The 14,085-nt window shown below is 58.8% G+C and carries 13 protein-coding genes and 1 tRNA gene; 5 read left to right on the top strand and 9 right to left on the bottom strand.

All coding sequences use genetic code 11. The features are described from left to right. Nucleotides 1–79: 79 nt before the first annotated feature. Nucleotides 80–502 carry a hypothetical protein gene (locus Q1A63_RS25470; RefSeq protein ID WP_299632720.1) on the top strand — a complete coding sequence of 141 codons (423 nt, stop codon included), beginning with the start codon at nt 80–82 and terminating at the stop codon, nt 500–502. Here the strand turns inward: Q1A63_RS25470 and Q1A63_RS25475 are convergent. The 6 genes from Q1A63_RS25475 to Q1A63_RS25500 all read right to left on the bottom strand — a co-directional run bounded on the left by Q1A63_RS25475 (nt 481) and on the right by Q1A63_RS25500 (nt 7,901). Next, nucleotides 481–557, bottom strand: a tRNA-Met gene (locus tag Q1A63_RS25475). The genes Q1A63_RS25470 and Q1A63_RS25475 overlap by 22 nt on opposite strands. Before the next feature lie 75 nt (nt 558–632). Then, nucleotides 633–1,598 (bottom strand): cytochrome c family protein, encoded by a 966-nt coding sequence (locus Q1A63_RS25480; RefSeq protein WP_298976907.1) that lies wholly within the window; start codon nt 1,596–1,598, stop codon nt 633–635. 300 nt (nt 1,599–1,898) lie between these two features. Further along, nucleotides 1,899–4,109 (bottom strand): PAS-domain containing protein, encoded by a 2,211-nt coding sequence (locus tag Q1A63_RS25485; RefSeq protein ID WP_299632721.1) that lies wholly within the window; start codon nt 4,107–4,109, stop codon nt 1,899–1,901. Then, nucleotides 4,096–5,298 (bottom strand): FIST N-terminal domain-containing protein, encoded by a 1,203-nt coding sequence (locus Q1A63_RS25490; RefSeq protein ID WP_298976910.1) that lies wholly within the window; start codon nt 5,296–5,298, stop codon nt 4,096–4,098. Before Q1A63_RS25490 ends, Q1A63_RS25485 begins: the two co-directional genes overlap by 14 nt. Nucleotides 5,299–5,333: 35 nt before the next feature. Continuing rightward, the gene (locus tag Q1A63_RS25495) at nt 5,334–6,029 is read right to left on the bottom strand and encodes a response regulator transcription factor (protein WP_298976912.1); all 696 of its coding nucleotides are present in this window, start codon (nt 6,027–6,029) and stop codon (nt 5,334–5,336) included. A 108-nt stretch (nt 6,030–6,137) separates the two neighbouring features. After that, nucleotides 6,138–7,901: a PQQ-dependent methanol/ethanol family dehydrogenase gene (locus Q1A63_RS25500; RefSeq protein WP_298976913.1), complete on the bottom strand. Its 1,764-nt coding sequence runs from the start codon at nt 7,899–7,901 to the stop codon at nt 6,138–6,140. A gap of 179 nt (nt 7,902–8,080) precedes the next feature. On the opposite strand from Q1A63_RS25500, the gene Q1A63_RS25505 reads away from it, so the two are divergent. Next, nucleotides 8,081–8,590: a hypothetical protein gene (locus Q1A63_RS25505; protein ID WP_299632723.1), complete on the top strand. Its 510-nt coding sequence runs from the start codon at nt 8,081–8,083 to the stop codon at nt 8,588–8,590. A 4-nt stretch (nt 8,591–8,594) separates the two neighbouring features. Here Q1A63_RS25505 and Q1A63_RS25510 read toward each other — a convergent pair whose 3' ends face one another. The 3 genes from Q1A63_RS25510 to Q1A63_RS25520 all read right to left on the bottom strand — a co-directional run bounded on the left by Q1A63_RS25510 (nt 8,595) and on the right by Q1A63_RS25520 (nt 11,631). After that, the gene (locus Q1A63_RS25510; protein ID WP_298976917.1) at nt 8,595–9,140 is read right to left on the bottom strand and encodes a sel1 repeat family protein; all 546 of its coding nucleotides are present in this window, start codon (nt 9,138–9,140) and stop codon (nt 8,595–8,597) included. A gap of 374 nt (nt 9,141–9,514) precedes the next feature. After that, entirely contained in the window at nt 9,515–10,474 is a 960-nt protein-coding gene (locus tag Q1A63_RS25515) for a YVTN family beta-propeller repeat protein (protein WP_298976919.1), read from the bottom strand. Further along, complete coding sequence (locus tag Q1A63_RS25520; RefSeq protein ID WP_298976920.1) at nt 10,471–11,631, bottom strand: ABC transporter substrate-binding protein; 1,161 nt, start codon at nt 11,629–11,631, stop codon at nt 10,471–10,473. Before Q1A63_RS25520 ends, Q1A63_RS25515 begins: the two co-directional genes overlap by 4 nt. A gap of 157 nt (nt 11,632–11,788) precedes the next feature. On the opposite strand from Q1A63_RS25520, the gene pedF reads away from it, so the two are divergent. The 3 genes from pedF (at nt 11,789) to Q1A63_RS25535 (ending at nt 13,994) form a co-directional block, all read left to right on the top strand. Then, nucleotides 11,789–12,487 carry a cytochrome c-550 PedF gene (gene pedF / locus Q1A63_RS25525; RefSeq protein WP_299632724.1) on the top strand — a complete coding sequence of 233 codons (699 nt, stop codon included), beginning with the start codon at nt 11,789–11,791 and terminating at the stop codon, nt 12,485–12,487. 3 nt (nt 12,488–12,490) lie between these two features. Continuing rightward, entirely contained in the window at nt 12,491–13,393 is a 903-nt protein-coding gene (locus tag Q1A63_RS25530) for a transporter substrate-binding domain-containing protein (RefSeq protein WP_298976923.1), read from the top strand. 85 nt (nt 13,394–13,478) lie between these two features. Further along, entirely contained in the window at nt 13,479–13,994 is a 516-nt protein-coding gene (locus tag Q1A63_RS25535; protein ID WP_298976925.1) for a carbon monoxide dehydrogenase subunit G, read from the top strand. The last annotated feature ends 91 nt before the right edge of the window (nt 13,995–14,085 follow it).

The following is a 14,085-nucleotide window of genomic DNA, read 5'->3' on the forward strand; positions in this document are numbered from 1 at the left end:
CTGAATGTCGCTTCCTCGCCATGTCCCGTACCCCTCTCGCGGCCAATGTAATGGCTCAGTTCTAGGGGGGAAGGACAAGATGGTCCGCGACGATGCACAGCGCATCTCAACCCGCATAGAAATCCTTAAGCGCGAATTGGCATGCGAAATCGCACCGGAGCCGATCCTTCATCCGGCGACGGCCGATATGTACGCCCGCGAGGTTCAGAAGCTGATCAAAACACTCAATGAACCGGGCCACAGCGAGGAGGTGGCAGGATTGATCCGTGGTCTTATCGACAGAATCATTCTGAAACCGGACGCTAGCAAGACGCGGTTAGTGGTCAATCTCGAAGGGGATCTGGCAGGTATACTTGCGATATCGGAAAGGCGGTACGCTGCCTATGCGCCACTTTCCATTGATGTTGCGGATATCAAATTATTGACGCTAGCTCCCTACGGCCTCAATGAGCAAGCTGCTCATGAGGTAGTAGGTAAAGCTGGTTGCGGGAGTAGGATTTGAACCTACGACCTTCAGGTTATGAGCCTGACGAGCTACCGGGCTGCTCCATCCCGCGCCAATTAACGTTTGATGCTTCTAAGTCCGTGGAAAAGGGAGTTCAAGCAGATTCCGTTACATTCATACTAATTTTTTACTCAGACGTCGCATCCATCAGATAGGCAATGACGTTCACTGCGTCTTCTTCCTTCCTCAGGCCTGCAAAGGCCATGGATGTGCCTTTTACGTAGGCCTTTGGCTTGGCTAGAAACGCCGCCATGGTGTCCGGAGCCCAGGTGATTTCCGATGTCGCCATCGCTTCTGAAAACTTGAACCCGTCCATCTGACCTGCTTGGCGGCCGAAAACAGCGTGCAGCGATGGGCCTGCACCATTCTTACCTGCTTTGACGTTGTGGCACGCTTTGCATTTGCGAAAGACTTTTTTGCCAGCCTCGGCATCGCCGAGCACATCAAGTGCGACGGTTGTGGCAGGGGCGGCTGGTGCCGCCTCTGCTTTCTGTTCCTCTGCGTTGAAGATCAACCTCAATGTGATCGGCGCGGTGCGCGTGATCCCTGGCAAATCCGCGAGTTCCATCAGTTTTGTGATGCCCGCTTCGATACCGGCATCTTCGGCGCTCAGAAACAACATGTCATTTGTGGTGACCATGACCGATGTGTCCGACAGGCGCGCCACAAACATCTCGGCCTCAATGTCCACGGCGGCACCGACGAAACTCAACACCCCCTCGACATCAATCACAGTCGTTTCTCCGACCGACAAGCCGGAGACTGCAGCCATGTCGATCTGAGCGTTCAGGGTCGCTGCGGGTGCGTTTTTGAAGACATATTCGATCATGCGCTCGTTGCGAATGTCGATGTTGGTTTCGACGGACCCAAGCGCAATTTCTATCGTTGCGGACCCATCTGGTGCGACAGTACCGGTCAGGTCCTCGAAACTGTGCACCTCGCCGACGGTGTCCTTCTTAATTGATCCGAAGGCGATTTTTGATGAGGCGCCGTCCAACGACCAGGATGTCGTTGCGTGGCCGTCCGCCAAAGACGTCGTCGCTAAACCGAAAACGAAAAATCCGATGAGCGCATATTTGAATGCATGAAACATGGTTGTCCTCCTGTTGTGTCAGACAGCCGTTTGGGCTGCCTTACGAAGAAAACACGCGATGCGGTCGAGTTATTCGTTTGTTTTTTATGTCAGCTTTACGTTGACCTGGGACCGCTACGTGAAAACATTGCCCGGCTCGTTTCCAATCGCTGCTTGAGTCTGAGAGGTGGTGGACCAAAGATCTATGTCGACCAGTTTTCCGTGTAGCGAACTGATTCAGAAAGGGTGCGATCTGGTTATGATCCGGACCCACGCGTCACCTTCGAAATAGTTTATCTTTAGATCATCATCGCGCGGCAGTCAGGTTGCGTTCAACTCTCTGGATCTCTGGGCGAGGTGAGCCCACAGACGGTCCCGGTCCACGGGTTTGGGCATGAGCGGTAGCCCCAGGCCCTTGCAGATCTGCCGTAATTCGCGCGTGCGGTCCGCGGATACAATCGCGGCGGAAACGGGGCCGTAGGTCTCTGTGATCTGCTGATAAAGCTCTGTGCCGGTTCGCCCGTTACCCAACTGATAGTCAAATAAAAACGCGTCCGGAATGAGTTGTATCTCATGCATCAGACTAAGCGCTTCGTCGGCGGAATGTGCATGGATAACCTCACCGCCCATGTCTTCGACCACCAGCGACAGCGCGCTGGCCAGCGCCGGGTCGTTTTCAACCAACAAGACAAGCAGCCCATTGAGGTTTTGAGGTGCGGTGCTGTGTGAACCCGCAGGGCCCGCCACCCGCGGCAGGGCATCGGTGTCGATGGGCACATTCAGGGAAAAACAGCTGCCACTGCCCGGTTTCGACCAGAGGCCCAACTCGTGCCCCAATCCGTTGCAGGCGCGTTCCACAATGGCGAGGCCAAGACCCAGGCCGCCATCGGTAGTGTCTGGATTCAGACGGCTGAATTCCTGGAAAATCTGCTCCTGATCTTCTTCGGCAATGCCGCGCCCTGTGTCCCAAACCTCGATCCTGGCGTTGGTGCCGCTGCGGCGTACGCCTAAAAGAACGCGCCCCTGATCGGTATAGCGCACGGCGTTGGACAGCAGGTTTTGCACAATGCGGCGCAGATAGGCGGGATCGCTGCGCACTGTGAGCGAGCTGTCCAGAATATTGAGGGTGATCCCCTTGGCGGCAGCCGTGGCGGCCAGTTCGTCGCGCAAGGGGGCCAGGATGTCCGACAGACGAATGGCCTGTTTCTTGAAAATGGCCTTGCCGGCGTCGAGTTTGGAGATGTCGAGCAGCGCCTCGATGATCTGCTGTGCGCCGTTCAGGGCCTTTTCCGTCTTGCCGATCACCGCCTGCGCGTCACCGGTGGTGACCTTGTCAGCCAGTGAGGAGACAAAGAGTTTCGCAGCGGACAGCGGTTGCAACAGGTCGTGGCTGGCCGCGGCAACAAAACGGGATTTGGAGGCATTGGCACGCTCGGCCTCGGCCAGGGCGACCCCAAGTTCCTGCGTGCGATCCCGCACCCGCCGTTCAAGCTGCTCGTTCATCTCAAAGAGGGCGCGGGCCGCTTCGCGTTCAGCGGTGACATCGGTAAAGCTGATCACGAAACCATAGTCGGGCATCTCTTGCGCAAAAACGCTGTAGATGCGGCCGTCACCGTGACGGATTTCAAACGCAATCGGCGTGCGTCCGGACGCGCGATTGGCCCACCGGCGCAGACGCTCGGCATCGAACCCCTCGTTGAAAACCAGTTGATCGCGCAGCCGGTCGATCAGATAGGCGAAATCCATTCCTTGCGTCACACGCGGCTTGGGCAGATCCAAGAAGCCGTCCATCTTGCTGTTCCAACCAACAAGCGTGCGGTTCCGGTCAAAGATACAAACACCCTGATTAAGGTGGTCCAGCGTGGCCTGCAGGATCCGGGCCTGTTGGTCGCGCAGCTTGTCGCGTTCCTGCCGTTCCAACTGGATAATGTCGGAGACGTCTGTTTGCAGGATCACCGTGCCGCCGCGAGAGGTGCGGTGTTCACTGACCTGCAGCCAGCGGTCCCGTAGCAGGCTGACATTGAACACCACATGCTGATCGCGGTGGTGATCAAGGCGCTTTTTGGCCCAGTCTTCCGGGGTCTGGTCGTCGGGCAGGGACAGAAACCGGCTCTCGGAGACAAGCGAGACATAATCCTCAAACGGCAGACCCCCGCTTAGGTCCGGCACGATATCCAGCAGGTCCTGGCAAAACCGGCTGTTGAAGAGCACGAGCCTGTCGTCGGTGTCAAAAAGCGCAAAGCCCTCGTCGATGGTTTCAATGGCTTCCGCCAGATTTGAGCGGGCGGTTTCGGTCTCCGCGCGGGCCACTTCGAGACGCGCATTGGAATCCTGCAGCAGGTCCAATGTGCGTTCCAGATCACGGGTCCGTTCGCGCACCTGGTTTTCCAGCAGTGCGGCGCGTTCGAACTGGCGATAGGCGAGGCCGGATTCTTCGCTTTTCTGCTCGACCCGGCGCATGAGCGATTGCGCGATCACCAGCAGCTTTTGGTTCTGCTGCTCGACCGTATCGGCAGGGTTAATCAGCGACATGCGGCGTATCGCCTTCGTCCGCGGGATAGAAAGCGACCCCGCTCATGGTGTGGTTGACATGCAAGGGGCCGATCTGCTCGCCGTAGGTGGAAAAACCAATGACGTTATGCTCGGAGAGCACTTCCGACATGGCGCGCACGATCTGGGATTGTTCGGCCTCGATCCGGCGCAAAATGCAGTCACAGCCGATGATGTCGCTGGGGGCGCCGTCGGTGGAAAGCTCCTGCAGCTTTTCCTGCAGATGGGTGACCATATTCTGAGGGCGCGCGACGGTCAGCACCATGCCCTCATCCACGGCGGAAAAGAACACCATCTCACCGTTCTCGGTCACCTGCTGAATGGCGCGAACGTGATGCGCATCGCCGATCCGCACGACCACAGGATGGGCGGCAAAGGTAAACCGGTCCAGTTGTTCGGGGTCCTTGCCGACGATACGCGCATATTCCCGCGCGGCGGGTTCGGCGTTGATGGCCTTGACGATACGCCGGGCCGGGTCCGCATCCGTCACGACCATCTGCTGGCCCGTCGGTACCAGATGATCAAGGCTGAAGACCTTCGTGCGCAAACGTGTGCGCACGAGCGTCAACACGGCGGCATTTTCCGCGACCCGTCCGTTCAGACCCACAAGTGTCTGCTGGAAATCGGTACCATCACCGGCAGAACCGCCAAAGATCGGTGTGTCACCAAGCGCGGGTGCAATGGTGGCGCTGAGGGTGTCTTCGCTCAGTGACAGGCCATCGACGACCAGAAAGGCAAAGCTGTTTGGGAAGGTGGAGGACCGTTGCTGCAGCTCGATCCGCTCCAGCGTGATCTGATCGACGACAGACTGAGCATCGAGATCATCCACCCCTTCGATCATGATCGAGCAGGAGGCAAAATCATCGGCTGGAAAGGCGATTGCGACGATTGTGCCTTCGTCGTAGCCCGCCCCCGTGATCTCGCCCGCCGTGGTGCAGGCAACGATATCTGTGTCAGGGTAGATCCGCTGGGCCTCAGCCACCACACCGGGGAAATCGGCGCTCGGCGTGGCCATGATTGCGATAAAGCTGAACGGCCCGGCGCCGAGTTCGTCATAAAGTGCGGCCACGGGTGAGGTATTGGACCAGCACACCTGGGCGGTCCTTAATGCACAACTCCCGTCAGGCTGCACCGAATTGGCGGCATCCGCAAAGCCAGCGTCGGCGTTCATGTCTGTAATTCTCCCTGACGTGGAGGATAAAACGCCTAGGAAGAAGTTGGCAAGACATTTGCGAACTTGGCGTCCTGGGCCACCAGAACGGCTTGCGTGCGGCTTTGCACGCCCAGTTTCCGCATGATCGCGGTCACATGCGCCTTGACGGTGGTCTCCGCGATGGAGAGGTCAAAGGCGATCTGCTTATTCAGTTTGCCTTCGCAGATCAGCTCAAGAATGCGCGCCTGCTGATTGGTCAGGGACGACAGGCGTGACAAGGCCTTGCTTTCCTGATCCGAAGTCTCGCCTTCGACAAATCCGGCGGGGGTAAAAACCTCACCGGTTGCGATGTGATCCAGCGCCTCCTTGAACACCGAACGGTGGCTGTGTTTGGGCACAAATCCCGAGGCACCGGCCTCGATGGCGCCACTGATGATCGCGTTGTCCGTCATGGAGGAGACGATGATGACCGGTGTTTTATCCGCCGCGCGTTTCAGGCGGATGAGCCCGTCCAGGCCACTGACATCCGGCAGGTTCAAATCCAGCAGGATCAGATCCGGCGCGCTCTGGCCGTCGATCTTTTCCAGGGCATGCTCCATGCTGTCTGCCGTTGTGATCTGCGAAAACTCGGCAACCGATTTCAAGGTCAGCTCCAGCGCATCACAAAACAGCGGATGATCATCCACCACCAGGGCCCAGCCACCAGGCGTTTTGGCTTGCGTGTTGAGGGAGGCGTCTTGTGTGTTCATGGCTTCAGGCTAGCGCCGAACTCCCGGAAAAACTACTTGGCAAAAAGTCTCATAGAAAAAGGCGCACCCCGATGTGGGATGCGCCCGAATTTTCAGCAACCGGTCCGGTCAGTTGGCGGCAAGCTGGCGCGGCAGACGGAACGTCCACAGCAGGCCACCCTGGTTCAGATAGCTGACTTTCTTGGCCACTTCACCACCCCAGAGCGGAACCGCACCGCCCCAACCGGAGATCACGGTCACATATTGCTCGCCGTCCTGCTCCCAGGTGATGGGCTGGCCGACAATGCCGGAGCCGGTCTGGAAGGACCACAACTGCTCACCGGTTTCGTCGTCAAAGGCTTTGAACTCGCCACCCGGCGTGCCGGTGAAGACAAGGCCCCCCGCGGTGGTCATCACACCGCCCCAAAGCGGCGCTTCATCCTTGTATTCCCACTTCAATTCCCCGGTGTCGGGGTCGATTGCCTTCAGGCTGCCGATGTGGTCATCGTAGTTCGGCTTGATGGTGAAGCCGGACCCGAGATAGGCCGCGCCTTTCTTGTAGGAAATCGGCTCGTTCCAGATGTCCATGCCCCATTCGTTGGAAGGTACATAGAAGAGGCCGGTCTTGGGCGAATGCGACATTGGCATCCAGTTCTTGCCGCCGAGGAAAGACGGGGAGGCAAAGACAACTTCGCCTTTCTTGCCATCCGCAGAGGCCGCCGGGTCGCCCGGGCGGTTGGCTTCGACAAAGATCGGGCGGCCCGTGTCGTCGATGCCTTCGGCCCAGCTGATGTCCTTGACGAAGGGCGTTGCCGAGACAAAAGCGCCGTCCTCGCGGTTCAGAACGTAGAAGAAGCCGTTGCGGTCCGCCGTTGCAAAGCGGTCATTGCCTGCACGGTCGGTGTAAGCCACGACCTCGTTCACACCGTCATAGTCCCAGCCTTCGCGCGGTGTGGTCTGGAAGTGCCACTTGATCTCGCCCGTTGCGGGATCGATGCCGAGACGGGAGGCGGCATAGAGGTTGTCGCCCTTGTTGCCTTCGGTCGGTGTGCCTGCATCGCGCAGGTGGCTGTTCCACGGGGCCGGGTTGCCGGTGCCGAAGACCAAGGTGTTGGTGTCCGCGTCATAGGAGCCACCAAGCCACGTGGCGCCGCCCCCGGTCTTCCACATATCGCCCGGCCATGTGGCATTGAGCGTGCCAGTCATGGTGCTTTCTTCGCCATTGAGCGTGCCCATGTGGCCTTCGATCACCGGACGGGTCCAGACCAGATCGCCTGATTCCGCGTCGCGGGCCTGAACCTCGCCAACAATGCCGAATTCACCACCCGAATTGCCCGTGATCACCAGACCATCCACGATCAGCGGCGCGGCCGTGTAGCTATAACCTGCTTTGTAATCTGCGATCTTCTTGTTCCAGACCACATCGCCGGTTTTCTGGTTCAGTGCGACGATGCGTGCGTCCAGCGTGCCGAAATAGATGTTTTCGCCATAGATCGCCGCGCCGCGGTTCACCACGTCACAGCAGGGCAGGATGCCCTCGGGCAGGCGCGCGTCGTACTGCCAGATTTCCTTGCCGGTTTTCACATCGATCGCATACATGCGAGAGTAAGACCCGGTGATATACATTACGCCATCATGCACGATGGGCTGGGTTTCCTGACCACGCTGCTTTTCGCCGCCCAGCGAAAAGGCCCAGGCCGGAACCAGGTTCTTCACGTTGTCCTTGTTCAGAATATCGAGGGGTGAATAGCGCTGCAGATGCCGCCCCATCCCGTTTGTCAGAACATCCCCTGTGGATGCGGTATCGTTGAGAAGCATCTCCTCGGTCACTTCCGCCTGAAGCGACGTTGTGGTGAGAAGCGCAGCCGTTACTGCAATCGCGAACCTTTTCATGGGTTTCCTCCCTAAAGCTTTGGCAACAGGTCTCATGCCCATGGGACTCGGGACCGGTTGGCATGATTATTCAATCAATGGCTGCATCTAGGTATTGGCCAATGGTCGTATGGCCATGCCGCGGCGTTGGGGTGTGGAGTGTTTTTGCAGGATGGGAGGGCGCAGATTTGAAATATGCTTTGATCTTAATGGCTTGTTTGTCGGCTGCAGCGGTTGGCGCAGAAGAACGCCGCGTGTATCTCGAAGCACAGGACGGCACGCGGGTGCAGATTGCAACGCTGATGATCGCCATGGACGGGTCCTATGCGGTGAGTATGAATGCCCCGGTTTTCACCGATCACTTCCTGTCCATGCGGCCCTTCAAGTGCCTCGAAGGTCCCGCCAAACATTGGTGCCACGTGCCGTACCCCTATGAGATTGCGCGCAATATCTCGGGCGATCTGACCGATCTGGAATATGACTTCCTGTTCCTGTGGAAAGGGGCGACAGAATACGGGATCAACATGTGGAATGGTGTTTACTACAACCTGGTTGAAACGGACGGCAGTTTTACCGGCACGCTTTACGAAATGGATATGAACACGCTCGCCGCGCCACCCGATGCGGGTGATCTGCGGCCTTTGAAAGCGGGCGATTTGCATGAAAGCGATCCGGACAGCCATTGGCTGCCGCACCTGATCATCGAGTGAGGGGCTAGAAAAACGGTCCGTATTTGGCGGCATCCGCGTCCGGTGTGACCTCATCGAGATCATATCCCGCGCCCTGTAACCGCTTGGCGATGGCAAGCCCGTTTTGCGCGGCCTCGTCGACATATTGCCGCCCCAGGGCTTCGTCCTGCGCCACGCCGTGTCCGCGCATCAGGTCGAGCCCATAGTTGAATTTGCCCACGGGGTCGCCAGCCGCAGCCGCCCGACGGTCCCATTCGGCGGCGGCGTCAGGATCGTAGTCGCCCCCCAATCCGTTGTTGTCGAGCTGGCTCATCCAGGTCATCGCACCGGTGTAGCCAGCATTGGCGCAGTTCTCAAACAGCAGCCGCGCGGTGTCATGATCCCCGGATTTGGTCATCATGTAGCCCATGGAACACAGAACCATATCCGTCTCGCCCGCGTCGGCGCGCTGGCGAAAGTTCTGCCAGGTCATCTCGTCGGGGTTGGTTGTCCCGAATTGGGCGGGATCTTCGCTCTCCGCCCAGACCGGCGTTGCAAGTCCCGCCATTAGGATAAAATAGATGGGTTTCATGAAAGCTCTATACCACGTGAGTTGGCGCTTTGACAAAACGCAGGATTGCAGAGCGTGTCAGGCAGTGATCGCTCCGGTGAATAACCGCCCATCCGGTCATTCGATGGTGATGTTGACGCGCTGTGTGTCGCCAGTGATGTCGGAGACCTTTTTGAAACAACTGCCGGGTTTGACCACAACGAACCCGATTTCCATCTCACACCTCGTCGAATCGGCTCCCCGGTCGACGGGATGATCCGGGCCTGGTTTTCTCGGTTCTTCCCCGACAGCAGACCGGCGGCACCCAGGCTATGAGCATCGGCGAAAACGGGTACGATTGCGAGGCAAAGGACAAGGGCGGCCAGTCGACGAATGGAACTCTTTGGTGCAAGGGTTCAGTTCGTTGGACGGAAAGCAGCGCCCCAGGGGAAGCGGCCGACCTTGATCGATTTGATGGCCTCGCGTTTGGCCACGTCGATCACGGTCACATCGCCCGACACACCGTTGGTGGTGAACAAGAGCGAGCGGTCTTCGTTGAAATCCATGTGCCAGACGCGGCGGCCAACAAGGATGTAATCCTCTACCTCGTAGGTTTCCGCATTCACGACGGCCACGTGGTTTGACGGGCCAAGCGCCACGAAGGCGTGGGTATCCTCTTCGGTGAATTCAAAGCCCACGGGTTGCACACGATCAGGATGCACGCCCTGCACCTCAAAACTGATCTTGGCTTTCTCGGCCTGGGTGGCCGTGTCGAAGATCGTCAGCGTGCCGCCGATTTCGGAGCTGACCCACATCTCGCTGCCGTCCCTTAGAAATTCCGCGTGACGGGGGCGGCTGTCGACCAGCGTATTGGCGAAAAGCTCTTGTGTTTCGGTGTCGATCCAATGTGCCATGTTGGTGGTCTCGGAGGTGGTGATGGCAATCTTGCCATCGGGTGACACCGCCATGCCCTCAGGTTCTATGCCTACGTCAATTTGCGCCACGACCTTGCGCGTTTCGGTATCCACGACGGTGGTGATCGCGTCATCCTCATTGGCGATGTAAAGATGGCGGTCGTCCGGGTGCAGCACGAATTGCTCCGGGTCCTCGCCCGAGGGCAGATCATGCAGGATCTCCCCGCTGTTGGGGTCCATCACCTGCACGGCGTTGCTGTCGGAGGCACAGATGTAGAGCAGGCTGAAATCCTTGGAGAAGGTGATGCCACGCGGGCGTTCCCCGGTCTCGTAGGTCTTGATCACCTCCAGCGTTTCGGTCGAGATGACCGAGACGGTATCGTCCTTTTCGTTGGTGACCCAGATCTCGCCCGCATGGGCGGTGGTGGTCAGCAAGAGAGCGGCAAGCGTTGTTCGGATCATTGAAATGCCTCGCATGTGCTTTCGGGTTGGTCGAGCCCGAGTGAATCCAATTCGTTGACCTGATGCAGGAACCCGTCCAGTGGCGCCTGCGCCACCAAGGCGCGCGGGTGCACGATGGCGATGGGCTGGCGCAGCTGACCGTTCCAGGCGCGGTATGTCAGGGGACGCCCCTTGAACCCGGCAAGCTCAAACGCGTCTGACAGGATGTAGGCGCGCAGTGCCTCGGGATCGACGGCGTTTGTGCGGGTCACCGCCTCGCCCAGCGTGCGCATCGCGGCCCAGGCGGCATAGTCCTGCGACGTCATCTGCCGGTCATGGGCTTTTTCAAAGCGCGATTGCAGTTGTGCGGCCCCCCATTGTTCGATCACCGGCGACCAGGTAACCGCCGACAGCCCTTCCGACCCGGTAACGGGGCGCGCTTCCCAGGTATTATAGAGAACATAGCGCCCGAAGTCGTGCACCTCATCGGCGAGGATCATCGCGTCATAGTCGCCGAAGTCCTGTGTAAAAAGCGGGACTTCCTGCGATGCATTGCGCCGCATGTCTGCGTCGAACGCCCATTCCTTTTCGCCCGAAAGCGCCAACCCGAATTTGGTGAGCGACCGGCGCATGGACTGCGCATAGGTCACATCTTGCGGGTGCGTGCCGGTGATCATGACCAGATCGGTCCACCGTTTTTGGACAAAGACCTGCGCCAGCGCATCCGTGCGCATCGCATCTGATGGCAGGGTGTGAAAGAGATTTGCGCGGCAGTCGGCATCGCGCAATGATAGATCGCCCGTCGAGGTATTGAAGATCAGCGCGCCCTCCGCCTCGGGCAGATCGGCGATGGCGGTTTGCACGGTCGCAGGCGCGCTCAGGATCAGGTAGGGGCTGGCGCTCAGCAGCTCTTTGGCCATGGCAATGGGGTCGTCCCCTTCCGGCACATAGGTTTCGACCAGATCGTACTTCTGATCCAGAAACCGCCCGGTGGTCTGATTGTCCTTGAGACCGGTCAGCGCGCCCGCAAGGCCAATGTCTTCGGGCACCGGATCCAGATTGGACAGCGTTGGCGGCAGAGAAACTTCGACATGCAGATAATTGGCGTTCAGCGTCACCTCAGCCGTCGCTGTCACAGCACAGCACATCGCGCACAAAACGGTCATCCATCGATGCATGTGACACCTCCTCCACTACCGAGGGTAAGGATGCACATGGGGTGTTTGAATAGGACTTTAGTCCCCTGCGTCGCACCCAACCAAAGTCCAATATCCTTTGTGGGAGCGCCTGACTACAACAGATGAAAATCCTACATTCGATCCCGGGAGGAGAGAAATGACACATCCGTTCAAGACCGCTGGCTATGCCGCAGCACTGCTGTTCGCCGCCGCGACGTTGGTTTCCGCACATGGTGACGTAAAACCGCAGGCGGTTGATACCAGTGGCTTGCCCGAAACGGGCACCGAGTGGTTGATCGAAAACCCCTATCGGGCGGAAACAGTGGGCGAAGAGGTTTGGCTCCGGGCTGTGGAGATCGGGGCATCGGGGTACAATCAGAATTGCGCGCGCTGTCACGGGCTGGAGGTCGTCTCTGGCGGTCTGGCGCCTGATCTGCGGTTCCTCGAAGCCGAAGAGTATGGCGATGAGTGGTATATGGAACGTTTCCGCACCGGGTACACGCAGAACGGTATCACCAAGATGCCCGCCTTTGGCGATCTGCTGGGTCAGGACGCGGCCTGGGCCATTCGCACCTACATCGAGACCCGCCCAGACGGCGATGCGATGGCAGAATACGCCGACGAGTTGAAAGCGATGCGCGATCAGTTGCAAATGTATGCAGAAGGCGCCGAAGGGGCGGACCCCGACGCGCTGAAATCCCGGCTTAGCGAGATTGCCGGATCCATCGAGACCCTCTCCGGCGCGCCGGTTGCGGATTCGGTGGCCTTTCGCGCCGCCAATCTGATCGATGGTACGCAAGCGCGGTACAAATCTGCGGCCGAAACCCTGACCATCGGATTGTCTGCGGCCCAATAATTGATGCGCTTACAGATCCCGCACCACATCATTTTGATTTTCTCCCTGCTGCTGCCGGCGCCCGCGCTGGCGGCAGACCCTTGTGCGGACCATGTCCCGCAGGTCCGCCCTCAAAACGCCAGCCGCGATATCGTCGGGCAGGAACTGGACGTGATCCAGGACCGCGGCCACATGCTCTTTGCCGTCTATGAAGACTACCCGCCCTATAGCTGGGACGAGGGTGGCAAGCCGCGCGGCGTGGATATCGAAATCGCCCGCATCATCGCCGAAGATCTGGGGGTCGAGGCGCGGTTCAATTTCGTGGCAGCGGCAGAAAATCTCGATGCGGACTTGCGTAACAACATCTGGAAGGGCGCTCTGATCGGCGGCCAGATTGCGAATGTGATGATGCGCATCCCCTATGATTCGGCGTTCAAGTGCCGGGTCGAGCAGGTGGTGTTCACCGGCCAATATGCGGCTGAATCCATCGCCATCGCCTATGACAAAGCCAGCTATCCGGAAGAAAAACCGGTGCCGGCCTATTTCCGGTTTGACCCGGTTGCGGTCGAAAACGATTCGATTTCTGATTTCTACCTATCGTCATTCGCAGGCGGGCAACTGGCGGGCAAGGTCAGCCGATTTGCCGATATGCAAGCGGCGATGACCGCCCTGCGTGACGGCCAGACGATGGCGGCGATGGGCCCGCTGGCACAGCTGGAGCATGGCGCAGATGAGAGTGTCGGCATTCACCAACCGCCCCTGGCGGGCTTTGCGGTCAGCCGTTGGACGTTGGGCGTTGCGGTGAATTTCCGCTACCGTCCCTTGTCCTATTCCGTGGACGATGCAATCCGATATGCCATCGAAGATGGCCGCATTCCGCAGATTTACGCAGACTACGGTCTGACGTTTCAGCCGCCGGAAAGGTAAATGCGACCTTTGTCCTACTCGGATGGTCGCATAGGCCGGGTAAACTGGCGTTGCTATGGTCCTGAAAAATTCAGGAGGAGTCGCAATGCAACTGAGTGACAGTCGAACAATCAACGCCGATGTGGCGACCGTCTGGGCGGCCTTGCTGAGCCCGGAGGTTTTGAAAGAATGCGTGCCGGGCTGCCAGGAGATGACAGGCTCGCCGAGCGAGGGGTTCGAGGCCGTTGTGGTTCAGAAGGTCGGACCGGTAAAGGCGACCTTCAAGGGCGGCGTGACGCTGAGCGATATGGTGGAGCCGGAAAGCCTGAAAATCTCGGGCGAAGGCAAAGGCGGTGCCGCGGGTTTTGCCAGGGGTGGTGCCGATGTCAGGCTGGAGGCCGACGCGCATCAAACCGTGCTGCACTATGACGTAGAGGCCAAGGTGGGTGGCAAGCTGGCCCAGTTGGGCAGCCGGATCATCGATGGGTTTGCCAAGAAGATGGCAGATCAGTTTTTTGACAATTTTCAGAACGCGGTTGGCGCGCCCGAGGAATTCGCGGAGGCGGATGCCGAAACAGGTGAACAGAAAAAGGGTTGGTTCAAACGTCTTTCGGGCGGGTGAACTGCAGGAACTTGAAGGGAGTTTTTGAGATGTCTCGGATTGAGATGGTTGTGAATGGGGTTTCGGCGTCTGGTGATGTTGAGGGTCGGAC

The sequence above is a fragment of the uncultured Roseobacter sp. genome, assembly GCF_947499265.1.
Taxonomy (GTDB): Bacteria; Pseudomonadota; Alphaproteobacteria; order Rhodobacterales; family Rhodobacteraceae; genus Roseobacter.